Origin of the sequence: Chryseobacterium sp. MIQD13, from assembly GCF_050496705.1 — a bacterium.
In the GTDB taxonomy this organism is placed as follows: domain Bacteria; phylum Bacteroidota; class Bacteroidia; order Flavobacteriales; family Weeksellaceae; genus Chryseobacterium.
The window spans coordinates 1292914-1318878 of the sequence record NZ_JBNWAF010000001.1; the positions used below are offsets into that span (position 1 = coordinate 1292914).

Annotated in this window: 22 protein-coding genes; 12 read left to right on the forward strand and 10 right to left on the reverse strand. The window is 37.4% G+C overall.

Translation table 11 applies throughout. The annotated features are described in order from the left end of the window. The first annotated feature begins 181 nt into the window (after nucleotides 1-181). The 6 genes from ppk1 to ACQWU4_RS06190 all read left to right on the forward strand — a co-directional run bounded on the left by ppk1 (nucleotide 182) and on the right by ACQWU4_RS06190 (nucleotide 8218). A complete protein-coding gene (ppk1, locus tag ACQWU4_RS06165) occupies nucleotides 182-2254 on the forward strand; it encodes a polyphosphate kinase 1 (protein WP_429934898.1) in 2073 nt (690 codons plus the stop codon). Next, nucleotides 2251-3135: an exopolyphosphatase gene (locus tag ACQWU4_RS06170; protein WP_429934899.1), complete on the forward strand. Its 885-nt coding sequence runs from the start codon at nucleotides 2251-2253 to the stop codon at nucleotides 3133-3135. Before ppk1 ends, ACQWU4_RS06170 begins: the two co-directional genes overlap by 4 nt. 263 nt (nucleotides 3136-3398) lie before the next feature. Next, nucleotides 3399-4052, forward strand: a complete 654-nt coding sequence (locus tag ACQWU4_RS06175) for an NAD-dependent epimerase/dehydratase family protein (RefSeq protein WP_429934900.1) — start codon at nucleotides 3399-3401, stop codon at nucleotides 4050-4052. 5 nt (nucleotides 4053-4057) lie between these two features. Continuing rightward, nucleotides 4058-4204, forward strand: a complete 147-nt coding sequence (locus ACQWU4_RS06180; protein WP_429934901.1) for a hypothetical protein — start codon at nucleotides 4058-4060, stop codon at nucleotides 4202-4204. Between the two features lie 192 nt (nucleotides 4205-4396). Then, the gene (locus ACQWU4_RS06185) at nucleotides 4397-7435 is read left to right on the forward strand and encodes a choice-of-anchor I family protein (protein WP_429934902.1); all 3039 of its coding nucleotides are present in this window, start codon (nucleotides 4397-4399) and stop codon (nucleotides 7433-7435) included. A gap of 87 nt (nucleotides 7436-7522) precedes the next feature. Beyond that, a complete protein-coding gene (locus tag ACQWU4_RS06190) occupies nucleotides 7523-8218 on the forward strand; it encodes a CBS domain-containing protein (RefSeq protein ID WP_429934903.1) in 696 nt (231 codons plus the stop codon). A gap of 58 nt (nucleotides 8219-8276) precedes the next feature. Here ACQWU4_RS06190 and ACQWU4_RS06195 read toward each other — a convergent pair whose 3' ends face one another. From ACQWU4_RS06195 to ACQWU4_RS06215, 5 genes are all read right to left on the reverse strand, one after another. Beyond that, the gene (locus tag ACQWU4_RS06195) at nucleotides 8277-9854 is read right to left on the reverse strand and encodes a flotillin family protein (RefSeq protein ID WP_429934904.1); all 1578 of its coding nucleotides are present in this window, start codon (nucleotides 9852-9854) and stop codon (nucleotides 8277-8279) included. Nucleotides 9855-9885: 31 nt separating this feature from the next. Beyond that, a complete protein-coding gene (locus ACQWU4_RS06200) occupies nucleotides 9886-10452 on the reverse strand; it encodes a serine protease (RefSeq protein ID WP_429934905.1) in 567 nt (188 codons plus the stop codon). Between the two features lie 190 nt (nucleotides 10453-10642). Further along, complete coding sequence (locus tag ACQWU4_RS06205; RefSeq protein WP_002977212.1) at nucleotides 10643-10891, reverse strand: NifU family protein; 249 nt, start codon at nucleotides 10889-10891, stop codon at nucleotides 10643-10645. Between the two features lie 47 nt (nucleotides 10892-10938). Beyond that, nucleotides 10939-12048, reverse strand: a complete 1110-nt coding sequence (locus ACQWU4_RS06210; RefSeq protein ID WP_429934906.1) for an Mrp/NBP35 family ATP-binding protein — start codon at nucleotides 12046-12048, stop codon at nucleotides 10939-10941. A 133-nt stretch (nucleotides 12049-12181) separates the two neighbouring features. Beyond that, nucleotides 12182-14524: a TonB-dependent receptor domain-containing protein gene (locus ACQWU4_RS06215; RefSeq protein ID WP_429934907.1), complete on the reverse strand. Its 2343-nt coding sequence runs from the start codon at nucleotides 14522-14524 to the stop codon at nucleotides 12182-12184. Between the two features lie 102 nt (nucleotides 14525-14626). On the opposite strand from ACQWU4_RS06215, the gene ACQWU4_RS06220 reads away from it, so the two are divergent. From ACQWU4_RS06220 to ACQWU4_RS06230, 3 genes are all read left to right on the forward strand, one after another. Further along, a complete protein-coding gene (locus ACQWU4_RS06220; RefSeq protein ID WP_429934908.1) occupies nucleotides 14627-17428 on the forward strand; it encodes a GH92 family glycosyl hydrolase in 2802 nt (933 codons plus the stop codon). Nucleotides 17429-17611: 183 nt separating this feature from the next. Then, nucleotides 17612-17911, forward strand: a complete 300-nt coding sequence (locus tag ACQWU4_RS06225; protein ID WP_429934909.1) for a TM2 domain-containing protein — start codon at nucleotides 17612-17614, stop codon at nucleotides 17909-17911. A gap of 106 nt (nucleotides 17912-18017) precedes the next feature. Then, nucleotides 18018-18746: a hypothetical protein gene (locus ACQWU4_RS06230; protein WP_429934910.1), complete on the forward strand. Its 729-nt coding sequence runs from the start codon at nucleotides 18018-18020 to the stop codon at nucleotides 18744-18746. A 121-nt stretch (nucleotides 18747-18867) separates the two neighbouring features. Here ACQWU4_RS06230 and hemB read toward each other — a convergent pair whose 3' ends face one another. After that, entirely contained in the window at nucleotides 18868-19857 is a 990-nt protein-coding gene (hemB, locus tag ACQWU4_RS06235) for a porphobilinogen synthase (protein WP_429934911.1), read from the reverse strand. Nucleotides 19858-19975: 118 nt separating this feature from the next. Here hemB and ACQWU4_RS06240 point away from each other — a divergent pair, with 118 nt between their 5' ends. The 3 genes from ACQWU4_RS06240 (at nucleotide 19976) to ACQWU4_RS06250 (ending at nucleotide 22658) form a co-directional block, all read left to right on the forward strand. Beyond that, a complete protein-coding gene (locus ACQWU4_RS06240; RefSeq protein WP_429934912.1) occupies nucleotides 19976-20326 on the forward strand; it encodes a T9SS type A sorting domain-containing protein in 351 nt (116 codons plus the stop codon). 104 nt (nucleotides 20327-20430) lie between these two features. Further along, nucleotides 20431-21342, forward strand: coding sequence for an ABC transporter ATP-binding protein (locus tag ACQWU4_RS06245; protein ID WP_429934913.1), 912 nt, complete (start codon nucleotides 20431-20433; stop codon nucleotides 21340-21342). A gap of 5 nt (nucleotides 21343-21347) precedes the next feature. Next, nucleotides 21348-22658 carry an ABC transporter permease gene (locus tag ACQWU4_RS06250; protein ID WP_429934914.1) on the forward strand — a complete coding sequence of 437 codons (1311 nt, stop codon included), beginning with the start codon at nucleotides 21348-21350 and terminating at the stop codon, nucleotides 22656-22658. 107 nt (nucleotides 22659-22765) lie between these two features. Here ACQWU4_RS06250 and ACQWU4_RS06255 read toward each other — a convergent pair whose 3' ends face one another. From ACQWU4_RS06255 to efp, 4 genes are all read right to left on the reverse strand, one after another. Next, nucleotides 22766-23434 (reverse strand): porin family protein, encoded by a 669-nt coding sequence (locus tag ACQWU4_RS06255; RefSeq protein ID WP_429934915.1) that lies wholly within the window; start codon nucleotides 23432-23434, stop codon nucleotides 22766-22768. A 16-nt stretch (nucleotides 23435-23450) separates the two neighbouring features. After that, complete coding sequence (gene sucD / locus ACQWU4_RS06260) at nucleotides 23451-24323, reverse strand: succinate--CoA ligase subunit alpha (protein ID WP_040997883.1); 873 nt, start codon at nucleotides 24321-24323, stop codon at nucleotides 23451-23453. A 91-nt stretch (nucleotides 24324-24414) separates the two neighbouring features. Beyond that, nucleotides 24415-25317 (reverse strand): UDP-3-O-(3-hydroxymyristoyl)glucosamine N-acyltransferase, encoded by a 903-nt coding sequence (locus ACQWU4_RS06265; RefSeq protein ID WP_429934916.1) that lies wholly within the window; start codon nucleotides 25315-25317, stop codon nucleotides 24415-24417. 70 nt (nucleotides 25318-25387) lie between these two features. Continuing rightward, nucleotides 25388-25951, reverse strand: coding sequence for an elongation factor P (efp, locus tag ACQWU4_RS06270; RefSeq protein ID WP_429934917.1), 564 nt, complete (start codon nucleotides 25949-25951; stop codon nucleotides 25388-25390). Between the last annotated feature and the right edge of the window lie 14 nt (nucleotides 25952-25965).

Genomic DNA, 25965 nt, shown 5'->3' on the forward strand with positions numbered 1-25965 from the left:
TTGTGACAAAATGACACAATCAAAAATCATCAGGGTTAATAAAATTTGCCAGATTATGTTAAATACTACTATTCAAGACAGTTTGAACATTGGAAGTTTGAAAAAATTAATCAAAGTTTAACCTTAGAAATATGAATTAAACTTTACGAATTGCTATTTTTGATAAAATATAAACTTTAGAATGTCAGTACACTTCAATCCGCGAGATATCACATGGCTTGCTTTTAATGAAAGGGTTTTACAGGAAGCTATGGACGAAAATGTCCCTTTACACTTAAGAATACGTTTTCTGGGAATTTTTTCCAACAATTTAGATGAATTTTTCAGGGTGCGGGTAGCCGGATTAAAGCGTGCAATGGATTTTAAAGAAAAAGTAATTGCCGAATCTTTCTATCAGCCGCCTTCAAAGATTCTTCAGCGGATCAATGAAATTGTGATCAGGCAGCAGCAGAATTTTGACAAGACCTGGAAACACATCCAGTCTGAAATGGCCGGTCATAAAGTTTTCATTAAAAATGCTAAAAACCTAACTTCCAGACAGAAGGAATTTGTAAGACAGTATTTCGATGAAGTCGTTGAATCCAATGTGATCCCTATCCTGCTTCATGAAAATACGCCCATGCCTTATATGAGGGACAAAAGTCTCTATCTGGGGGTTGCTATGAGAAAAAAGGACTGGCAGTATTCCAGCAATTATGCAATTATTGAAATTCCTTCACGTTTTGTAGGAAGATTTGTCCTGTTGCCTACGGAAGATCCTGAAGAAAAAAACGTCATGCTGCTTGAAGATGTTATTACATTCAACCTTCCGCATATCTTTTCGTATTTCGGCTATGACGAATTTGCTGCCAATGCTTTTAAAGTAACAAAGGATGCCGAGCTGGAACTGGATAATGACATTCGTACCAACTTTGCAGAAAAAATAGAAAAGGGGCTTAAAAACAGGAGAAAGGGGAAACCTACCCGTTTTGCTTTCGATAAAGATATGGATAAAGCCTTGCTGGAGCTTTTGATCAGGAAATTAAATTTAACGAAAAAAGACAGCATTATTCCGGGCGGAAAAATTCATAATTTCAAGCACTTTATGGATTTTCCTGATGTTTTTGAAACCTATGAAAGACCTGTTGAAAGAACCTCTTTCACCCATCAGGCTTTTGAAAACGGTGAAAGGGTAACGGATGTTATCTTAAAGGATGATGTTTTGCTCACTTTCCCTTACCACAAATATAATCCGGTGATTGATCTTCTGCGTGAAGCAGCGATGGATCCTGATGTAAAATCTATACAGATTACTGCTTACCGTCTTGCCGGCAGCTCAAAGATCAGTAATGCCCTGATTTATGCAGCGAGAAACGGTAAAGAAGTAACGGTTATGCTGGAACTTCAGGCAAGATTCGATGAAGAATCCAACCTGCAGTGGAAAGAAATGTTCGAGCCTGAGGGAATCACTGTTCTGGTAGGTCTTCCGAATAAAAAAGTACACGCCAAGCTATGTATAATCAAGAAAAGATCACACAATAAAACAATTCAGTATGGTTTTGTAAGTACTGGAAATTTCAACGAGAAAACAGCAAGGATCTATGGTGATCATTTACTGATGACCTCTGACCGTGGCATCATGGCAGATATCAATAAAGTATTTAATGTCCTCAAAAAACCGAAAGATGATTTCCTTCCTGTTCTGAAAACCTGCAAAAACCTGTTGATATGTCCACAGTTTATGCGTGAAAAAATCGTACATCATATTGATAAGGAAATTGAAGAAGCCAAGGCAGGAAGAAAAGCTGAGATCATTGTTAAGGTTAATTCCATGAGCGACAGGGCCCTTATCGAGAAACTATATGAAGCTGCAAATGCAGGAGTAGTGACAAGAGCTATTGTAAGAGGAATCTACTGCGCAGTTAACCAGAAGGAATTTAAAGAAAAAATAAAGGCTATAAGCATTGTGGATGAATACCTGGAACATGCAAGGGTAATGTATTTCTATAATAAAGGAGCAGAAGACATATACATCTCTTCAGCAGACTGGATGACACGAAATCTGGATTACAGAATTGAAGCCGCTGCAAAGATCACAGATAAGGAACTTAAGAAAGAATTGAAAGATATTCTTGACATTCAGTTGAGAGATAACGTAAAAGCTCGTATTTTAGACAAAAAATTGAGCAACGAGTATGTAAGGAATGATAAAAAGGAGTGCCGTTCTCAAATAGAAACCTACAAATATTTAAAAGCTAAAACAAGCAAAAAATGAAGATCGCAGCGATAGATATAGGAAGCAACGCCGCCAGACTTCTGATCAATGAAGTAAAGATCAGCAACAGAAAACCTGAATTTATAAAATTAAACCTTTTAAGAATTCCTTTGAGGCTTGGTATGGATGTTTTCACCATGGGGATGATTGGTGAAGAAAGAGAAAAAATGGTCATCGACTCTATGAAGATTTTCAGCGACCTTATGAAGATCTATAAGGTAGACCATTACAGGGCATGTGCCACCAGCGCCATGCGTGATGCCTCCAATGGAAATGAAATCATCCAGTTGGTTCAGGAAACCTCAGGAATCAATATAGAAATTATTTCCGGTGATGAGGAAGCAACCCTTGTTTATGAAAACCATGTTGCAGAGGGTCTTGACAAAGAATTTGCCTATCTGTACATTGACGTGGGAGGTGGTTCTACGGAGCTTACTTTTTACGAGAACGGAAAAATGGTCTACGAAAAATCCTTCAATATCGGAACAATCCGTCTTCTGAACAACCTGGTATCTGCAGAAAACTGGCAGGACATGAAAGCTGAGATCAAAAAGAATATTGTCAGCAAAAAACCAATTGTAGCTATCGGTTCCGGAGGAAATATCAACAAAGTTTTCTCAATGAGCAAAACCAAAGATGGAAAACCAATGACGCTTTCTCATCTTAAAAAGGTATATAAAGAGTTTAATGAACTTTCCGTAGCAGAAAGAATGACCAAGCACAATCTTAGAGAAGACAGAGCTGATGTTCTCGTGCACGCTTTGAGAATATTTAATAATGTCATGTCATGGTCTGATATTAACAGGATATTTGTTCCTAAGATTTCAGTAGCTGACGGACTTATCCATAATATTTACAGTAAACTGCACGAAAAAAAGTAAATTTCAGACATAATATATTTGAAAACCAGCTATTTTTTGGCTGGTTTCTGTTTGTGTAAACTTGTCGTTGCGAGCGAAGCGAAGCAATGACAGGCAATCTTTTTCATAATACATTCAGAATATAAAATCTGTGCAGATCTGACTAATCCGTTGGTAAGCAAATCAAATCTCAGAATATTATTCTCAAAGATGTAAAATTTTTACATTAAATTTAAAGTAAAACTAAATGACAGTACGTCATACATAATATCAACAGAAAAAAAATGAATCCGATCAAAATAATTCTTACAGGAGCAACCGGTATGGTAGGCGAAGGTGTTTTAATGGAATGCCTTGAAAATCCTAATGTTTCCGAAATATTAAGCGTAAGCAGAAAACCTTCAGGAAAAAAGCACCCAAAGCTCAAAGAATATCTAGTTCCGGACTTTTTATCTATAGACGTTAATGATGAAAAACTGAAAGATTATGATGCCTGTTTCTTCTGTGCAGGAATCAGTAGTGTAGGTATGAATGAGGAAGATTATACGAAGATCACCTATGATACGACAATTCATTTTGCCCAGGCGGTCCTGAACCAGAACCCTGAAATGGTTTTCAATTATGTTTCAGGAGCATCTACCGACAGTACAGAAAGTGGAAAACTAATGTGGGCAAGAGTAAAAGGCAGAACTGAAAATGCTTTGAAAAAAATGGGTTTCAGGAATGCATTCAATTTCCGCCCTGGATTTATGAAACCCGTTGAGGGTCAAATCAATGTAAAATGGTTCTTTAAGCCATTTATTTGGTTTTTTCCTGTTATATTACCTTCAAAATCACTAACTTTACACGAAGTGGGCAGAGCAATGATCAATGCTGTACATAAAGGCTATCCTACAGCCACTTTAGAAATTAGGGACATTAAAAATCTGGCAATATGAGAGATATGATAAAAAGAATAATTCTTGTTGTTTTTGTACTTCTGGTTCTGATTGCTATTTCAGGATTTTTCTATATGCAGAAACATCCTCTGGAAGAGAAAAGTTCTTCAAATAAAACCCTGAATCTCTCAGGAAGTAAAGTGACTGAATAAAATATCAGAACAAAGGAGATTAAAAAGACAGATAAGCTGGTTTGCAAAATTTGTCTTATCCTCATGTCATTTTCTTCTTATTTCGCCTTTCAATTATAACTGTTATCTTTTTATTAAACATTTCTTAAAATTCCATTAAGATACTTGCAGTGTATAAAGTTCATTTTTGCATCAAACTAATGCAAGTAAAAAATGACCAACAATTATCTCTTAAAAGGATCTGTCATTGCCGCATTTTTCCTTCAAAGCGGACTTTTCGGACAGACACTTATTCATTACTGGAATTTTAATAATAATACGTCTGCAGCGTCTATCACCACTCCTTCTTCTACTCTTCTCAACGGCTCACTTACCGCTGTGGCAGGAGGGACAAGCGAAATAGACTTTGCAGGAGGTACGGGGCAAAATTTCAATACTGATAATTTCAATGCACGAAACGGCGATCCTTCGGGAACCCATCTAAGGTTTAATAATCCAATCGGAGGAGCACTACAGTTCAATCTTCCTACCACGGGTTACCAGAATGCTATCGTAAAGTTTACAACAAGGAGATCAGGACAGGGTGCGGGAACTCAGGCCTGGTTCTATTCAACAGATGGAACTACTTTTATTCCCTATCAGACTGTAAATCCTCAGGATGCCAATCCTCAACTGGTTACTTTTGATTTTTCTGCAGTTTCAGGAGTTTCCAATAACCCGAATTTTAAATTAAGAGTAGAATTCTCTGCTACAGGAGGTGGAACGGGAGGAAATAACCGTTTTGATAATTTTACAGTAGATGCTGCAGCTGCAGGAGGAACAGATATTACACCTCCCACTGCTGCTTATTTCCCCACTCACAACACAAATAATGCTTCAATTTCTGTAAATCCTTCTATTTCTTTTAATGAAAATGTAAGACTTACAGATAATTCCGCGATCACCGATTCTAATGCACAAAGCCTTGTAGAATTCCGTACAGGAAATCCTTCGGGCACTCAGGTTCCCTTCACTACGACTTTTAACAATAATAAGATCACAGTAATTCCTTCTGCAGCCCTTATTCCAGGGCAGGCATATTATCTGGGTCTGAAACAGAATATGGTAGAAGATTTAAGTGATAATGCTGTTACAACGGCAACTTCAAGTATCTTTACAACTGCCGGAACAACGGTTTCTCTGGATAAGAATTTCATCAAGGTGAATGAACATGCAGGAGTTCTGGCATTAAAGATCAATGTTACCAATCCTTCTACAGCTACTGTGAATCTTGTTGTAAAGCCTGCACCGTTTAGTACAGCAGATAGTAATGATTTCACACTAGCCAACCAAACGATCAATATTACACCTTCTGCAACGAGCTACACTGTAAATATTCCGATCATTGATGATACACTGGAGGAACAGCAGGCTGAATATTTTGTAGTAAGTCTTGAAAATCCAACAGGAACAACAATTTCCGGAGATAATACGGCAACTGTTTATATTGTTGACAATGATAAGCCAGCTCCGGTTCCTTCCGGACAGATCCAGCTGAACTATGTGGGAAGTTTTGATCCTTCAGGAAACAATAACAGTTCTACGGAAATTGTAGTTCATGATCCTGCTGCACAGAAATTATTTACCATCAGTTCGCTTACGGATGTTTTTGATATTATTGATTTCAGCAATCCTGCAGCGCTGTCAGTGGTTAGAACTGTGAATATGGCTCCATATGGAGGAATTACAAGTATTGCGGTTAAAAACGGAATTATTGCTGCTGCTTCTCCAAATGCAGATCCGCAACAGAATGGTTCTGTAGTTTTCTTTGATATTAATGGAAATTTTCTGAAACAGATTACTGTAGGTGCTCTTCCCGACATGGTAACTTTCACTCCGGATGGAACCAAAGTAATCACTGCTAATGAAGGTGAACCGAATGATGCTTACACTGTAGATCCTGAAGGAACAATCAGCATTATTGATATCTCAGGAGGCATAGGAAATCTTGCGCAAAGTAATGTCACAACACTTAATTTTAATAGTTTCGATTCTCAGACTGCAGTTTTAGCCACAACAGGATTGAGAAAAGTGAGGACAAACAATACACTTTCCCAGGATCTGGAACCTGAATATGTAACGGTAAGTTCAGACAGCCAGAAAGCATGGGTGACGCTTCAGGAAAACAATGCAGTAGCTGAAATCAATTTGGCCACAAAAGCAATTACAGGAATCTGGGGGTTGGGTAAAAAGGATATGAGTCTTCCGGGGAATGGTTTTGATGCTTCCGACAATAACGGAGAAGTATTAATTGCCAACTGGCCGGTGAAAGCCTATTATATTCCTGACGCTGTTCAGAATTACAAAATAGGAAATACCAATTATATCGTAACGGCAAATGAAGGGGATGAAAAAGATCTTTCAGGATATAGCGAAAGAACAACGGTGGGAGCAAATACCTATATGCTGGATCCTGTATTATTTCCTCAGGCTTCTGTTTTAAAGGCTTCTCATAATCTGGGAAGGTTCAGGGTTTCAAGTGCAACCGGAAATACGGACGGAGATTCGGATTTTGAAGAAATTACGGCTTTGGGAGCGCGTTCATTCTCTATTTTCAATGCAGATACAAAACAGCTGGTTTATGATAGCGGTGACCATTTCGAAAGATATATTGCAGCCAATCATCCACTGATTTTTAATGCTGATAATGAAGGCAACGGGGCCAAAAACAGAAGCCGTGCCAAAGGTCCCGAACCGGAAGGAGTTGCATTAGCCACTATCAACGGGCAAACTTATGCTTTTATCACTCTTGAAAGAACCGGAGGGGTAATGGTGTATAATATTACAGATCCCAATAATCCAACATTTACAGATTACAAACACTCACGCTCTACTTCTGCTTACAGTGGTGATAATGGACCTGAAGGTATCACTTACATAGCTCCGGGAAATACGACAACCGGCAAAGGTTATATTATTATTGCCAATGAGATCAGCGGAACATTATCTATGTATGAAGTAGCTTCTCCTGCTACATTGGGAACGGGTGAAGTAAAAACTGAAAAAGCGACATTCAATGTGTTTCCTAATCCTGTAACTAAAGGAAATACGCTTTATTTTAACAGAGCACAGGATTATGAGCTTTACGATATGTCAGGAAAAATACTTGGAAAAGAGAAAAAAGCTTTAACGATAGACACTTATAAACTTTCTACAGGGGTTTATTTAATTAAAACTTCAGAAGGTGATATCAAAAGGGTTATTGTAAAATAACATATATGATTTAGTTGATAGAAGCTCCGGATTTTCCGGGGCTTTTTATTTTTAAAATCTTAATTTTATCATAAAAACCATATAACAATGAAAAAAACTTTTAAAGTATCACAATTCATCAATAAATCTGATGAAGTAATAGTTTGCTCCATCGATGATACCATTGATAAAGCCAAATCTTTAATGCTATTAAATGATTTTTCACAAATTCCAGTTTTAGATAATAATAGAAAAATTTTTGGAGCTATAAGTTGGAAATCTATTGGGAAAAATGAAGCTGTTGGCAAGAATAATGAAAAAATTATCGACTATCTTGAAGAACCTGCCATAGTAAAGGAAAATGGTGATTTTTTGGATTATATAAAATTAATTGCAAAGAAAGACTATATATTAGTAACAGATGATTCTGAAAATTTACTGGGTATAATTACTACGTATGACATGACAATTCAATTTAAAGAATTTATTATTCCATTTTTAAAGTTAGGAATTATAGAAGACTCTATTAGAGAAATTATTCGTCAAAGAAATATTCCTACTCAAAAAGATGTTCACGATCTAACATATGGAGAATATATAAAAATATTCACTCAAGAAGAAAATTGGAATAATCTAAATCTAAAAAATATTGATAAGGAGGTGTTCATTAATAAAATTGATGAAATAAGAAAACTTAGAAATAAAATTGCACACTATAAACCTGGAGGAATAAACAATTCAGAAAAATTTGTCATAAATTCTTTTGCAGACATCATTCAAAAATTTAATGATTACTTAAAGTAAAAAGATTCAGGCGGAAAGCTTCGCTTTCCGCCTGAATTATATCTCCAATATTTTAATATTACGCTTTCGGAGTCTCTGTTTCCGGAGTTTCCGGATTCATATTATCAAAATTCTTTTTCTCTTTTTTCTCAGGAACCGTAATAATCTCTTTCTTAACCTCATCCGGCTTTCCTTTTAAATAATCCGGTAAATTAAGTCCTGCCATATTAAACAGATCATTCAAAGGTGGAACTGTCTTCATCATTCCCGAAACAAAATTAGCGGTAGAACTGTTTCCATCCTGCCCGTTTCCGCTGTCCCAGACCGTAACTTTATCGATTTTAATATTTTTAACGGCTTCAACCTGAGTTTTAACGAGTTCCGGAAGTTTTTCAATTAACAGTAACTGGAAGGCACTGTTTGTATCACCGCCTGCTGCCTGTACAACCTTATCATAACCTTCTGCCTGTTTAGTCAGGATTTCATAAAGACCTTTTGCTTCAGCTTCCATTTTAGCGAAAATAGCGTCTGCTTCTCCTTTTGCCTGTAATCTTATTTTTTCTGCTTCAGCCTGGGCGTCAATGATTGCTTTTTGTTTTGCAATTTCTGCATGTACAACAATATTGGCCTGTTGTGTAGAGCGTTCTCTTTCTGCTCTTGCGGCTTCGGCTTTCTGTTCTGCCAGATAAGATTCCTCCAGTGATCTTGCAGCCTGTACTTTTTCTGCAGCTGTAGCAATTCTTAATGCCTCAGCTTCTTTTTCTCTTCTTTCGGCATCGGAATTGGCAATGGTAATTTTGGCTTCGTTCTCTCCTTTTACGGCAATAGAGTTTGCCAATGAGGTAGCAATTCTGGACTCCTTTTCTGCTTCAGCCTTACCGATAGATTCGTCTTTTATGGCTGCAGCAATACTGATCTCCTTATCTTTTTGTGTGATTGCAATCTTTACATCTCTGTCTCTCTGGGTTTCTGCAATCTGAGTATCTTTTTCCCTGTCAGCAATGGCTTTTCCGGTTTCCCCGATTTTCGTCTGCTCTGCAACACTGATGATGGCTTCGTTAATAGCTTTTGCAGCCGCTTCTTTACCCAAAGCTTCAATATATCCGGATTCGTCTCTGATATCCGTTACGTTTACGTTAATCAGCTTTAAACCAATTTTCTTTAGTTCCGTGTCTACGTTTTTAGAAATATTATCTAAGAATTTGTCTCTGTCTGAGTTAATTTCTTCAATGGTCATTGTTGCAATCACCAAACGCAGCTGCCCGAAAAGAATATCTTTGGAAAGCTCCTGGATCTGCTCCTGTGACAATCCTAATAATCTTTCAGCAGCATTCCCCATAGAATCCGGTTCTGTTGAAATAGCAATGGTAAATCGGCATGGTACATCCACACGAATGTTCTGTCTGGATAAGGCGTTGGTAAGATTAGCCTCAATAGAAATCGGTTTCAGATCAAGATAAGCATAATCCTGAATAACAGGCCATACAAATGCACCGCCTCCGTGAATACATTTTGCCGAGCTGCCTCCTGTTTTACCGTAAATAACTAAAATTTTATCCGACGGACATCTTTTATACCTGGAAATAAGGGCTAAAAATGTGACGAATAGTACAAGTACAATAACTAATGTAAGAATGAGAGTTCCTGGTATTTCCATAAGTAGTTTTTATAAAATGGTTGATAATGAATTAAATTTTTGAAACAACAAGAATCTTGTCATAAATGTAAGTTACCCTCACCGAATCTCCGGATGGGATATTTTCTTTCTCTTCCGTCATCGCCGGGAGTTCATGGCTTGTTCCGTTCACAGAAATTGTGATTTTTCCTTTACCGCTCATATCTGCCGGAATGGTAAGATAGACCTCACCTGCCTTTCCGATAAGATTTTCCAGTTTAAAGGTATTGTCTTCCGTAAGTTTCATGATCTGAAGGATAAGGATAAAGAATAAAAATATAAATCCGGCCCCGATGAGAACTGCTACAAAAATCAGCAGTGATTTGTTTCCTATTGAGCTATAGAATGCCACACCACTCCATCCGAATCCTAAAAGGAAGTTGATCAGATTTCGGAAAGAAAATAACTGAAAAGGAGTATCTGCATGGCTGTCCCCGCTAAAATCAGCGTGCATTACATCACCATGGCTTCCTCCGATAAAAGTAAGAACCGTTTGAATTAAAAAGATAAAGCTGGCCGCTATGGCTGTATACCAGAACCCCTGATGAAGCGGTTCTAAATTTTGCAGAAATTCAAACATAAAGATGTGTTTTGAACAAATATAACTAAAAAAAATCAATAAAACCAATAAAAATCCTTGTAAAACAACCCTTTAAACAAGGAAAATGATTGATTTGTAAAATATCTGAAAAAGTAATTTTTACCTAAAACCACAGCAAAAAAAAGACAGGCTGAAAAACCTGTCTTTAAAAAATATTTCGTGTAATTTTTTACTCTACATTGATTACTTTTTCAATCTCCGGAGCGTGCTGCTTGATGGTGTTTTCTACGCCCAGTTTCAGGGTTGAGAAATTCAGCGAACACCCGGAACAGTTACCCAGAAGTTTTACAAAAACCTGGTTGTCTTTCACGTCAATAAGCTCAATATCACCTCCATCCTTGTTCAGAAACGGTCTGATGCTTTCCAGAGCTTCCATTACTCTTGTTACTGTATCTTCGTGTGTTATATTTGTTTCCATATTTTTCTTCGTTCAATTCGGTTTTTTTCAAACTCAATTGAAATTAATTATTTTTTAGCTTTCGGCGAGCATCCTGCCATAGTCGAAATCTTTACAGCTTCTGTAGGAGGAAGGTTTTTATTTCTTTCTACAAGACTTTCCACCATATTTCTTGCCGTTTCGGTATAGATATCTGCAATTTTAGAGCCTTCCTGAAGCGCTGCAGGTCTTCCGACATCTCCCGCTTCTCTTATACTCTGGATCAAAGGAATCTCTCCCAATACCGGAATCCCCAGATCCTCAGCAAGATACTGAGCTCCCTGTCTTCCAAAGATATAGTACTTATTATCAGGAAGTTCTTCCGGCGTAAAATACGCCATATTTTCGATTAATCCAAGAACCGGAATGTTAATACTTTCCATCTGGAACATGGCAATTCCTTTTCTTACGTCTGCCAATGCCACATGCTGAGGTGTACTTACGATCACAGCACCCGTTACAGGCACTTCCTGAATGATAGATAAATGAATATCTCCTGTTCCCGGCGGAAGGTCAATCAATAAGAAGTCAAGCTCTCCCCATGCTGCATCTCTGATCATCTGGTTCAGAGCTTTTGAAGCCATAGGACCTCTCCATACTACGGCCTGATTGGCTCCGGAGAAATATCCTATAGAAAGCATTTTCACTCCGTAATTTTCAACAGGCTTCATCATACTTTTTCCGTCAACTTCTACAGAAATCGGCTTTTCACCTTCTGTATCAAGCATGGTAGGAACAGATGGCCCATAAATATCGGCATCCAGTAATCCTACCTTGAAACCCATTTTAGCTAAAGTAACTGCCATGTTCGCAGCAACTGTAGATTTTCCTACCCCTCCTTTTCCGGAAGCAATAGCAATAATATTCTGAATTCCCGGAATCTGCTTGCCTTTAATCTGGCTTTGCTGAATCTCGCTTGGTTCCGGAGAAACAATTTTAAGTTTTAAATGAATATCTTCTCCAAATTCACTGGCAAATGCCTGCTTCATTGCTGCCTCCAGCTTTTTCTTTTCGTGCATAGCAGGTGAATGGGCCGTCATGTCAATATACACATCGTTACCCATAATTTGAATATTATTCACCAAATCGTCTACTTCTATCTCTTTAAGGAAATCCTGTACCTTTTCTTTCGTCAACATACTAAATATAAATTGTTCACAAATTTACGGATTTTTTCGACAATTTAGAATCAATAAAATCTATAACCTGATGTGATAAATAACATAACATTCCACGTAGAAAATTCTCATTAACAGAAGCTTGTTTAAAATTCTAATTTGCCCTGTTTTTCTCATCAAATCTTACATTACGATCTGTTCCCTTCACTTTTTTGTTTCCAAAAGTATAGGTTGCCGATAACGTAAGCCGTCTTGCATCATAATAATTATTGTAAAAATGAGTTCCTGTGGTATAGTAAATTTCTCCCCTGCTCCTTGACTGTTTGAAAATATCGGAAACAAATAAATTCATCTGCAGGCTTTTCTCCATTAGACTTAATTTAAGTCCTGATGTGAAATTTCCTGCATAATTCATATATACATTTCCGGAATTGGACGGCAACCGGAACCAGTAGTTAAAAATCAGCTGTACTGTTTTACTTTTATTGAGGGAAAGATTGTTTTGAAAGTTAAAATCATAACTGCTTCCTTTTCGGGATGCAGCATCGGTGGAAAAAACCTTTGTTTCCATATAAGACAGGTCTGCAGCATAATTCACTTCCCAGAATTTGAAGAAAGTATCTGAATAATTTACCGTAACTCCCATACTGTTCTGATTATAGAAATTCTCAAAAGTGCTGATCCTGTTTTCCCCCTGAAGATTGGCCAGCTGATCAAAAGCATCTACCGTTCTCTGGAAATAGGCAGATGTTGAAAGCTTTCCTTTGTAAACATGGGAAAGTTCAAAATTATGATTGATGGATGGCTTCAACAGAGGATTCCCCGTAAAATATGAATTGACATTGATATACCAGCGATATGGATTGATCGCACGGAATCCCGGTCTGTTGATTCTTTTGGAATAATTTAAACTGAAAGTATTATTCTCATTACTTTTATAGGTAACGTAGGCCGTAGGGAAAAACTTGCCGTAAGAACTTTCCGTCTGCTGACCCGAAGTTACAGAGTTTCCGTTTACTGTAGAATATTCGTACCGGATTCCTGCTTTTGCCGACCATTTTTCATTGAAATCCTTTTCAAAACTTAAATAGGCTGCATAATTTTTTTCATTATATTCAAAAACATTGCTTTTCAGAGGATCTGTGATAAAACTTCCGTTGGTGAAGTTCTGGTAGGAGATGTCTGAGTTATTATCAAAATTAGTAAACTTTACTCCTGTTTCCGTTTTGGCAAATGGAAAAGGTAATGTAAGATCTGCCTGACCTGAATAAATTTTATAATTGACTGTGGAAGGTGTCCTGACCACAAAGCTTTCACCTGAACTTTCTGTTGTGGTAAAATCAATCAGGCTCTTCGGAATATTGGAAAAATAATTTCCGGTAATGCTCAGCTTATTGTCCCTCTTTCCGAATTTAAGATCATAATAAGCGCTTATGGTTTGCTGCTGGTTTTTAGCACGGTGTTCTGCATAGGTAGACAGTGTATTCGTATAATTTCCGTTCTGAAAATAATCTGACGTATTTTCAATATCCATATTGGAATGCCCGAATCCGCGGTCGTAAATAAATCCTACGTTAGACTTAACATTTAACCGGTAATCAATACTTAAATTGGCACCGATCCCGTCACCAAAATCTCTCCTGTCATCAGAACTTTTCAGGCCATCTGAACCTTCTATTGTATAATTTTCATAAGAATGCTTTTCGGAGTCAGATTGTCTTACCTTCACTGATGCCCGCAGTTTTTCATTCTGGTAATTGACTGCTGCACTGTTTGAAATTCCTGTATAGGTCTGTTGCTGAAGACCTGTAGTAAGGCTTCCGCTCCAGCCCAGGTTCTGGTTTTTCTTTAAAACAATATTGATCAGGCCGCTGTTTCCCTGTGCTTCATATTTTGCAGGAGGTGTGGTTATTACTTCAATTTTTTCAATATTCTCAGATCTTAAGCTTTTAAGATAGGTCACCAGCTCACTTCCGGAAAGATTCAGTATTCTTTCATTGATCATAACGGCAACACCGCTTTTCCCGGCAATGGCAATCCCGGAATTATCATCCACTTTAAGCAGCGGTGTGGTTGCCAAAGCTTCTGCACCATCCATTCCCTGGGAAGCAACAGAATTGGATACATTAAAGATCAGCCTGTCCGCTTTTCTTTCAATTAACTTTTTCCTGGCGGTAAGAGTAACGCCTTCAATCTGCTTCTCCTGCTTTTTTTCAATGAAAAAATCCTGCTTCATGTCACCATTTACTGTGATTTCTGATGTTGAAACTTCCGTTCCATCTTGTATCAGCTTTATATTGTAGACTCCGTTTTCAGGTAATTTCAGGGTATAATTTCCCTTCTCGTCCGAAATTGCAGACTGTCTGTTCTGATCTTTAACCGCTATAATTTCTATATATGAACTAATATTTCCTGTCTGTGCTATTTTCCCCGTTATACGCTGTGAAAAAGCAAGAACCGGCATCAGCATGGCCACCGAAAGTAGTGTTTTCTTCATTTATTATGTGATATTAATTTTTAATAAGACAATTTTTATCTTTCTTTCGTTACATAAGGTTCTGCAGTTTTTTCAATATATTCGTTGGTATAAATTGATGTTATGAAAAAAAGACTGGCAGTTTTTTCGCTATTCATTGCCCAGATCATATATTCCCAGAATTATTCCCGATATGTAAATCCTTTTATAGGAACCGGAGGCCATGGTCACACATTCCCCGGAGCCATTGTTCCTTTCGGGATGGTACAGCTTTCGCCGGATACAAGGATAGATGGTAGTTGGGATGGCTGCAGCGGTTACCATTATTCAGACTCTGTGATCTACGGATTTTCCCATACGCACCTCAACGGAACCGGGGTTTCAGATTATGGAGATATTATGCTCATGCCTACGATGGGAAATGCAAGCTTGAATTCTAAAGATTATTCGTCTAAATTTTCGCATAAGAATGAAAAGGCATCCGCTGGATTTTATTCTGTTAAATTAGACAAAAACAATATTGATGTCCGTCTGACTACTACCAAAAGAGTCGGTTATCACGAATATACTTTTAATAATGCAGGAAAAGCAAACATTATTCTGGACCTCAACCACCGGGATAAACTGCTGGAAGGGGAAGTAAAAATTATTGATGATAAAACCATCGAGGTTTTCAGAAGAAGTGAAGCCTGGGCTACGAATCAGTATATCTACGCCAGAGTTGAGTTTTCAAAACCGATGAAAATTTCAAAAAAAGATGTTAACGGGAAACAGGAAGACCATTTTTTCATAGGAACCAGACTTGCTCTGGCCTTTTCATCTGATGTTAAAAAAGGAGAAAAGATCAGCGTAAAAGTTGCAGTTTCCCCTACAGGCTATGAAGGGACAGAAAAAAATATGCTTGCAGAAGGAAAATCCAATGATTTTGAAATGGTAAAAAAACAGGCTGAAAGCGATTGGGATAAAGAGCTTTCGAAAATTGAGGTTAAATCTGATGATAAGGACAAGATTTCTGTTTTTTATACAGCTTTATATCATGTTTTTACTCAACCCAACATCAATATGGATGTGGATGGAAAATATAGAGGCCGTGACAATAAGCTTTATACGACAAATGGCTTTGACTATTATTCTGTATTCTCACTTTGGGATACATTCAGGGCTGCACATCCGCTGATGACACTGATTGACAGAAAAAGAACGGCAGATTTCATCAACACCTTTATCAGACAGTATGAGCAGGGCGGAAAACTTCCTGTCTGGGAACTGGCTTCCAATGAAACGGAATGTATGATCGGCTATCATTCTGTTTCCGTGATTGCAGATGCTATGGCCAAAGGTATTCAGGGTTTTGATTATGAAAAAGCATTTCAGGCGTCAAAAAATTCTGCCATGCTGGATATTTTCGGTTTAAATGCATACAAACAGAATAACTATATCAGCATGGATGATGAATCTGAAAGTGTTTCCAAAACGGTGGAATATGCCTACGACGACTGGTGTATTGCCCAAATGGCTAAAATTTTAGGTAAAAAGGAGGATTATCAGTACTTTATGAAACGCTCCCAGAGCTGGAAAAACCTTTATAATCCGAACAACGGCTTTATGCAGCCGAGAAAAAACGGAAACTGGTATGAGCCTTTTGATCCAAGAGAGGTCAATAATAATTATACGGAGGGAAATTCATGGCATTATTCCTATTCTGTACAGCAGGATATTCCAGGACTCATAACAGCACATGGCGGCAAAGATAAATTTGAACAGTTCATTGATGCTATTTTCTCAGCTTCGGATAAAACAACGGGAAGAGAACAGGCGGATATCACAGGTCTGATGGGCCAGTATGCGCAAGGAAATGAGCCTAGCCATCACATTGCTTATCTGTATAATTATGTAGATAAACCTGAAAAAACAGATGCCAAGATCAAATATATTCTTGATAATTTTTATAAAAATACACCGGACGGCCTTATTGGAAACGAAGACTGTGGCCAGATGAGTGCATGGTATATTCTAAGCTCACTGGGAATCTACTCTGTTACTCCCGGGCTTCCGGAATGGCAGACGGCAACACCTTATTTTGATGAGGTTAAAATTCATCTGGAAGATGGCACAACAAAAGTAATCACAAAGAATACAAGTAAATCTGAACTTCAAAAACTAGCTTTCGAAAACAGCAAACCGGCAAAGGATTTTAAATATACACAACTGACTGCAGCACCGGTTATTGCATCAGACAGGATCTTCGATTTTTCTGCAAAGGTTCAGATCACTCCTCTGAATCCGGGCGACAAAGTATATTATATGACTTTGAGTGAAAGCGATGCTAATGTAAGAAAAACTTTTACCGCATATAAAGCTCCTTTCACAATCAGTAAGACAACTCAGGTTCATGCTTATTCTGAAAGAAATGGAGAGAAAAGCTCTGTAACAGTAGCGAATTTTAGCAGAAGGCCTAATTATTGGGATATCACAGTCAATTCAAAAGTTAATCCGCAATATACTGCAAATGGAAAACTGGCACTGATTGACGGAATCAGAGGTGATGTAAACTGGAGAAAAGGTGAATGGCAGGGCTATCAGGGTCAGGATTTTGAAGCGGTAATTGATTTGAAGTCTCCTCAGCAGATCACAAAATTATCCTCTACTTATCTGCAGGACAGCAGAGCATGGATCCTGATGCCTAAAAAAGTGGAATATTATGCTTCAATGAACGGAAAAGATTTTATTCTTCTGAAAAGCATCGACAATACAATGGATGCCAAAGATGAAAAAGTACAGATCAAAGATTTCGAAGCAGAGATTTTACCTACCGAGGCACGGTACATCAAAATAAAGGCCTATTACTATGGAAAGCTCCCGGAATGGCATCAGGGAGCAGGTGGTGAGGCTTATATTTTTGTGGATGAGATTTCTGTGAAGTAGTTTCTAAAACTAAATATTATAATCATTTCCTTTTGAAACTTTTCAAAAGGAAATGATTTTTATGAAGATGCTTCGGCTCTGTCCAGCATTTATTTATACAAAATTTAAACAGCTATTCTGTAACTCCTTAGGATTTTATCCGACATATTGAGAAATCATTTACTCATCACAAAGAAAATTACAATGGAAAATTACGGTTATACAAAAACAGAAGATACACAGAATCAAAATCAGCAGAATAATGTCCCTTACCGCTCAGAAAAGAAAATTCCTGCAGCAATCCTGGGAATTCTTGTAGGCTGGCTGGCTTTGAATAAATTTTATTTAGGCTATACAAAAGAAGGTGTGATCCAGCTTGTTCTTAATATTATCACTTTTGGAGCAGCATCTATTATACCTTTTATTGAAGGGATCCTATACCTTTTTATGAGCGATAAGCAGTTTGATGACACCTATGTTTACGGAAGAAAAGGCTGGCTATAGGATTAATTAAGTTATAAATATTTCAAAGCCCTGCTAATCGTTTAATATATTCGTTTATTATTTTTATTTCCATAATTTTATACCACTAAATCAAGAATAAAATAATATGGAAAGTAATCAAGACCTGACAGATCTTCTTGCCCTGGATCTGGGTATTAATATTGTTGACCGAAGACCTTATGCCAAAGAAGTTTTCAAATGGCAGGATATGGATCTTCTTCCCCATTCTTCCACAGATACATTGCTTTGTGAGATCTTTGAATGGAACGGAAGAAACTGGAGAACTACCGGTAACAATCTCATAGGATACCTGTTTTCCGGAGACATCCTTAATACCGTAAAAGAACAGCTGATTAACACACCCAAAAATCCTGCACTGATCCCGGATTTTGAATTCACAAAAGACAGCATGATCGAATATGGCCTGTCTCTGCCTTCTTTGTTTAATATTGGAGTGAACGGAAATATTAAAAATGCCAAAAACTTTTCAGTAAGAGTAAACGGGGTAACAAAATCCAGAATTACCAACATTGATACTCCGGGAATTGAAATTCTGAAGAATTATTCTTTGTTTACACAGAGCAAATCCAAGACCTACAGAAAAAATATTAAATTCAATTATTTAAGTACTTCTCTTTTTTATGCTGAAAGTGTGGAAATCTTTCTGGAAAAAGATTCAGGAGTTGGGCTGGATGTCAGTTTTCAGACACAGGATGTAGAAGTAGATGCCAAAATAGATACAGACACAAAGAAACACTTTGTTTTAAAATATTCAGGGAATCAGGCTCCTTTTGCAGCAAAATTCACGAAAGGAAAAGATTTTAACATCATGTAATGAATTGTCCAAAAAACATTTACATTACTGCTATAATGGAGAAAATCCTAGTAATACATGTTTCGTAAAAAAAATAAAACACCTCAAGTTGAGGTGTTTTTTATTTCTAATGATGATTTTTCTATTTATTCAAAATCATTGCAGCTTCCTTCGCAAAATAAGTAAAGATCATATCTGCTCCGGCTCTCTTGAAACAAGTAAGGCTTTCAATAATTGTTTTATCATTATCCAGCCATCCGTTCTGTGCAGCAGCTTTTACCATAGCATATTCTCCACTCACATTGTAAACTGCTACCGGAAGATCTATGGCTTCACGAACTTTGGAAACGATATCCAGATAAGGAAGTCCCGGCTTGATCATAATGATATCTGCCCCTTCATCAATATCTTTAAAAACTTCGTTCAGAGCTTCACGTGAGTTGTGAAAATCCATCTGATAGGTCTTTTTATCTTTCGGAATTTCCATATTATCTTTCGGGGCACTATCCAGAGCACTTCTGAAAGGTCCATAGAATGAACTTGCATATTTGGCAGAATAGCTCAGAATTCCCACGTCTGTAAACCCGCTTTCTTCCAAAGCTTCACGGATAGCCAGTACTCTTCCGTCCATCATATCACTTGGTGCCACAATGTCGGCTCCGGCTTCAGCGTGTGACACAGACATTCTTGCCAGCGTATCATTGGTAGCATCGTTTACAATTTTTCCGTTTTCAATGATCCCGTCGTGACCGTAAATTGAATAAGGATCTAAAGCTACATCAGGCATCACAATCATTTCAGGAACCGCATTTTTAATTGCCTTGATTGTCTGCTGCATCAGTCCGTCTTTGTTCCAGGCCTCTTTTCCTGTGTTATCTTTCAAGTGCTCTGACACTTTCATGTACAGATTGACAGATTTTACACCCAAAGAAAATAATTCCTTACATTCCTTCACCGTCAAATCTATACTCCTCCTGAAGATTCCCGGCATCGACGGGATTGCTTCCTGCTGGTTTTCGCCCTCCATTACGAAGATTGGCATTACAAAATCATCAGTTGTAAGAATGTTTTCTCTTACCAAACTTCTGATAGATTCATTAACTCTAAGTCTTCTATTTCTTGAATGTATCATTTTGGAATACTTTTTGAATAAGTTCCTACAAATTTACTACAACTTATATAAAAAACTATTGTATAGAATTGTAGAATTGTTTATTTTTGTTTTAATACATTCGAGAAATTATAATTTGATGAAAAAACTTTTACTTTTATTTATATTTTTAGGCGCTTTCGTTGGGTTTTCCAACAATATGCAGGCACAACTGAGAGAGCCGGGTTCCATCACACAGAAGTCTGATGACGGTGTATTGGTAGCTTACCCAAATCCAGCAAAGGATTTTCTTCTGATCAAAGCAAAAGATTCTGCTTTAAAGATCAAAAGTGTAACCTTTTATTCAATTTTAGGAACACAGGTAGCTAACTATGCTGTTAACATGAATTCCGGAGAAATCAATATTGAAAAACTGAAACCCGGAAAATATCTGATTCGCTATATTTTAAGCGATAACACCCAAAAGGTTACTCAAATTGTAAAACAATAAAATTAAATCCTGATAATCATCAGGATTTTTTCTTTTCCCCTCAATCTGCCTTAATAATTCCGTAACTTTAAGCACTTTTTTATACTCATTGTAAAAACAATTTAATGCTTAAAGCTGAACATATCAGAAAGACTTATGGTGCCGGAAAAAAAATAGCATTGGATGATTTCAGCATCCATGTGCCCCAAGGCAGTATTTATGGTCTTCTAGGCCCAAACGGAGCCGGGAAAACATCCTTTATCCGTATTATCAATCAAATTACCCAGGCAGATTCCGGAGATGTATTCATCAATGGAAACAAGCTTAATCCAAGCCACATCAGAGACATCGGTTACATGCCTGAGGAAAGGGGGCTGTATAAAAACATGAGCGTGGGTGATCAGATCCTTTATTTCGGGGAACTGAAAGGAATGAGCAAAAACGATGCTCTTAATGAAGCCAAAAAATGGTTTGAAAAGCTGAACATAGACCAGTGGTGGAAAAAGAAACTTTCTGAACTGTCAAAAGGAATGGCGCAAAAAATCCAGTTTGTGGTAACTGTACTTCACCGTCCACATCTTTTGATCCTTGATGAGCCTTTTTCTGGTTTTGACCCGGTAAATGCCAATTTAATTAAAGATCAGATCATCGATCTTAAAAATAACGGAACCACAATTATTCTTTCTACGCACAGAATGGAAAGTGTGGAGGAAATGTGCGATTATGTAGCATTGATTAATAATTCCAAGAAAATTATTGACGGAAAAGTTTTTGACGTAAGGGAGAAGTTCAAGAAAAATATTTTCGGGGTAACTCTTTCTGAATTGGATGAAACCAAGTTTGAGAATTTTAAAATAAAACATGAAATTTTCAATTTTTCCAACGAAAATAATCTGGTTTCTTTTGATCTTAAAAATGAAAGCGGACAGAACGATATTCTTCTGGATCTTGTAAACGTAGGAAAAGTAAGATCATTCGACGAGAAAATCCCAAGCATGAATGAAGTGTTTATTAATGCAGTAAGTAATCATTCTTAATTTTTATGAATAATATTTTTTTAATTACAAAAAGGGAGTTTCTTACACAGGTTAAGAAAAAATCCTTCATTATATTGACATTACTCGCCCCTCTTTTACTGATCGGTTTTGGAGGCGTAATCGGACTGATGTTTAAAGCCAACGAATCTCACAGTATTATTGAGGTTGTAGATAAAAGCGGACTTTTCACAAATCAGCTGAAATCTGATGATAAACTGAATTATGTATTTGTTTCCGCCGCAGATGAGAAAGCAAAGATTAACAATCTGAAAGACAACGAATCCCTTGACGGTATCCTGATCCTTCCCGAGCTGAAAGATCATAATTACAGTGAACTGGAAAACAGCACAAGGCTTATTGTGAATGCCAAAATGGGCTTTGATACGAAGCAGAAGATCGTTTCTGATATTACGGATGTAATCAAAAAGGAAAAGATCAAACAGCTTGGTATTCAAGAAACCCAGCTGAACAGTCTTGATCAAGGTTTTACCTTAAAAACCATTAATGTTTCTGATAATAATAAGGAAGATTCCGACCTCACTTTCGGAGTAAAGAGCGGTTTAAGCATTCTTTTGATGTATGTAACTTTTATGTTTATAATCATTTATGGAGTAAGGGTAATGAGAAGTGTTCTTGAAGAGAAAAACAACCGTGTAGTGGAGATCATTATTTCATCTGTAAAACCTTTTGAGCTGATGATGGGTAAAATATTAGGGGTAACTCTGGTTGCTTTAACCCAGTTTCTGATCTGGATCTCCATGTCTGTTGCCGGAGCATTGGTTCTGAATACAGGATTTTCATCTTTTCAGAAAAACATTCCGGGTGGTAATGAAGAGCTGGCCAGCAAGCTGGATATTACGCAGATTGCAACTCAGGTTTCACACAGCTTACTGGAACTGAATTTCCCATTGATCATTTTTGTATTCATTGTATTTTTCCTTTTGGGATATATTTTTTACAGTTCAATCTACGCAGCTATCGGTTCTGCAGTAGATAATGAAACAGAGACCCAGCAGTTCACTTTATTTGCTATTTTACCGCTTTCTTTGGGAATGTATGGCAGTTTCTCACTGATGAACAATCCTGACGGTCCTCTGGGCTTCTGGCTGTCTATTATTCCATTTACTTCACCGGTAGCAATGATTGCAAGAATACCTTTTGGTGTTCCGGCATGGCAGATTGTTTTGTCTATTGTATTATTACTGGGAACAACTATCCTTATGATATTCCTGGCTGGAAAAATCTACCGTGTAGGTATTTTGATGTATGGGAATAAAGCGACTTTAAAGGAGATCTGGAAATGGATCAGAGGATAATTTTTTTAACACTGGCGTTTAGATCAAACTAAGCAAAAAATAATATAAAACAAAAATCCCGGAAATTAAAATTTCCGGGATTTTTTATATTTGAATAACTCGTTATTCTATTTGAAGATATAGCTTAAGCTAAGGCTGATCACCTGCTCAGATTTTTTCTTATCAGTACCTCCTTTTTCTTTTGCAAGATCAGGATAAGTATCTGAAAGACCTAGATCATACTTAAGAGCTAGTTCCAGCTGTCTCTTATAGCTGTATCCTACCCCTAATCCTAAAGCAAGGTTAAAGCTTGATGCTTTTCCGCTTACTGACGGATATAAAGGATCGGTAACGTCCGGATCATAATATGGTCTGCTTACCGGAGCATTTTTAACATTCTGACTCATCAGAAAGTTAAGTCTTGGTCCTATCATTCCAAAGAACTCAGATTCTGCTTCAGAAAAATATCCTTTAAAATAAATAGGTACGCTCAGATAATTGTTACCATATACTGCATCATAACCATCTTTTCCTTTAGAGTCTTTATCTTTTCCGGTTTCTCCTGCACCGTAGTACACAACTTCCGGCTGTAAAAAGAACTGGTTAGCCTTCCCGATAGGGATTAGAGCTAAAGCTCCACCCTGAAAAGCATATCTTGGACCAGAAGGGTTATGGGCATTTCTTACTCTGGAGTAGTTACCTCCTGCCGTGACACCGAATCTTGTATTTGCAAAGTCGATCTGAGCAAAAGACATAGTCGAAAGGGCCAGTGCTGAGGTTAATAAAAGTTTTTTCATATGTTTTGTTTTTGTATTATCCTAGAATTTTTGCAACAGTAGCACCAATATCTGCAGGAGAATCTACAACGTTGATTCCGTTGTCTCTCATAATCTGCATTTTTGCCTGAGCTGTATCTTCATCACCACCTACGATAGCACCAGCGTGTCCCATAGTTCTTCCTTTAGGAGCAGTCTGTCCTGCAATAAATCCTACAACTGGCTTAGTAGATCCGCTAGCTTTGTACCATCTTGCAGCTTCAGCTTCTAATCCACCACCAATCTCACCAATCATTACTACAGCTTCAGTTTCAGGATCGTTGATGAATAATTCCAAAGCTTCTCTTGTAGTAGTTCCAATGATTGGGTCACCACCGATACCGATTGCTGTAGAAACCCCGTAACCAGCTTTTACAACCTGATCAGCAGCTTCGTAAGTAAGAGTACCTGATTTTGAAACGATACCTACTTTACCTTTTTTGAAAACGAATCCTGGCATAATACCAATTTTAGCTTCTTCAGAAGTAATGATTCCCGGACAGTTTGGACCGATTAATCTGCAGTCTCTGTCAGCAATGTAAGATTTTACTTTTACCATATCTGCTACAGGAATACCTTCAGTAATACATACGATAACTTTGATACCTGCCTCAGCAGCCTCCATGATCGCATCAGCAGCGAATGCAGGTGGTACGAAAATGATACTTACGTTAGCTCCAGCTTTCTGAACAGCATCAGCTACTGTATTGAATACAGGCTTTCCTAGGTGCTCAGATCCTCCTTTTCCCGGAGTAACCCCGCCTACTACGTTGGTTCCGTATTCAATCATCTGGCCCGCGTGGAAAGTACCTTCGTTCCCTGTAAATCCTTGTACAATTACTTTAGAATCTTTGTTTACTAAAATTGACATTTTATTGATGTTTTAATTTATTTAAATATTTTATTAATGCTCACAAATTTACTTATTTTTCTTTGATTTCAGACAAAACCAAGTGAATAGTTTATTTGAGATTTCTCAGCTTTACTTCTTTTTTTAAATAGCCTTTGAAATCTTCTGCAAACATCCCGATATAGGTTCCTTTTTTAAGATCTCTGTTCACCCCTGTTTTACCAAGCAGTACAGATCCGCCCTCAATTTTGTTTCCTGAAGCAATGCCCACCTGACCCCAAAGTGTCACTTCATCACCGATAATACAACAGCCCGCAATTCCAACCTGTGAGGCAATCAGGCATTTTTTCCCGATTACCGTGTCATGTCCTATCTGGATCTGGTTATCCAAAACAGAACCTTCTCCGATTACGGTAGAATCCGTAACACCCCTGTCAATTGTACAGTTATTACCAATTTCTACATTATTTTCAATAACAACATTTCCTACGGAGATCAGACGGTCAAAATTCCCGTTCAGCTTTCTGTAATAGAATGCGTCGCCACCTAAAATGGTTCCGGACTGGATAATAACGTTATCACCGATTTCAGTTCTGTCTCCGATTACAACGTTAGGAAAGATAAGGCTGTTCTTACCAATCTTCACATTGTTTCCGATAACTGCAGTACGATGGATTCTTGTTCCTTCTCCTATTTCGGCATCGTGAAGTTCTTCAGTGAAATTATATATTCTCGTAAAATGAGTATTGATCTTATTGAAATCTCTGAAAGGATCATCTGAAACTAAAAGTGCTTTTCCTTCCGGACATTCTACTTTTTTGTCGATCAGAATGATTGTAGCAGCAGAGTTCAGCGCTTTATCGTAATATTTCGGATGGTTGACAAAAACGATGTCACCAGGTTTTACCATATGAATTTCATTGGTTCCCAATACTTCAAAGTCTTCAGGACCTACGAATTCAGAGCCTATTAAATCGGCAATAGTTTTGAGCTTTTGTGGAGAATGGAATCTCATAACAATCGGTTTTCTTATAAAAACAAAATTCGGACTGCCAGTGCAAACCGAATTTATGTAAATTTAATTATTATTTTACTCTTTCTAAGTAGCTGCCGTCTTCTGTGCTTACTTTAATTTTATCACCCGGCTCGATGAATAAAGGCACCATTACTCTGGCTCCTGTTTCAACAATGGCATTCTTAAGAGCATTGGTTGCCGTATTTCCTTTTACTCCCGGATCAGCTTCAACTACTTCAAGATAAACAGACTGAGGAAGCTCGGCAGAAAGAGGTGTTTCGTCAACTTCTTTCAAAATGATCGTTACTTCTTCTCCTGCTTTCATGAATTGTGCATTTTCAATCATTTCTTTATTCAGATATAACTGAGAGAAATCATCATTATTCATGAAGTGGAATCCGTTCTCATCATCATAAAGATACTGGAACTTTCTTGTGATTACTTTTACTTCGTCAATTTTGTGACCTGCAGAGAAAGTATTATCGATTACTTTTCCGTTGGTTACTGACTTTAATTTTGTTCTTACGAAAGCAGGTCCTTTCCCTGGTTTTACGTGAAGAAACTCTATTACTTTAAAAATATCGTTACTGTACTCTATGCAAAGTCCTTTTCTGATATCGTTACTTGTTGCCATTAAATTTTGTATAT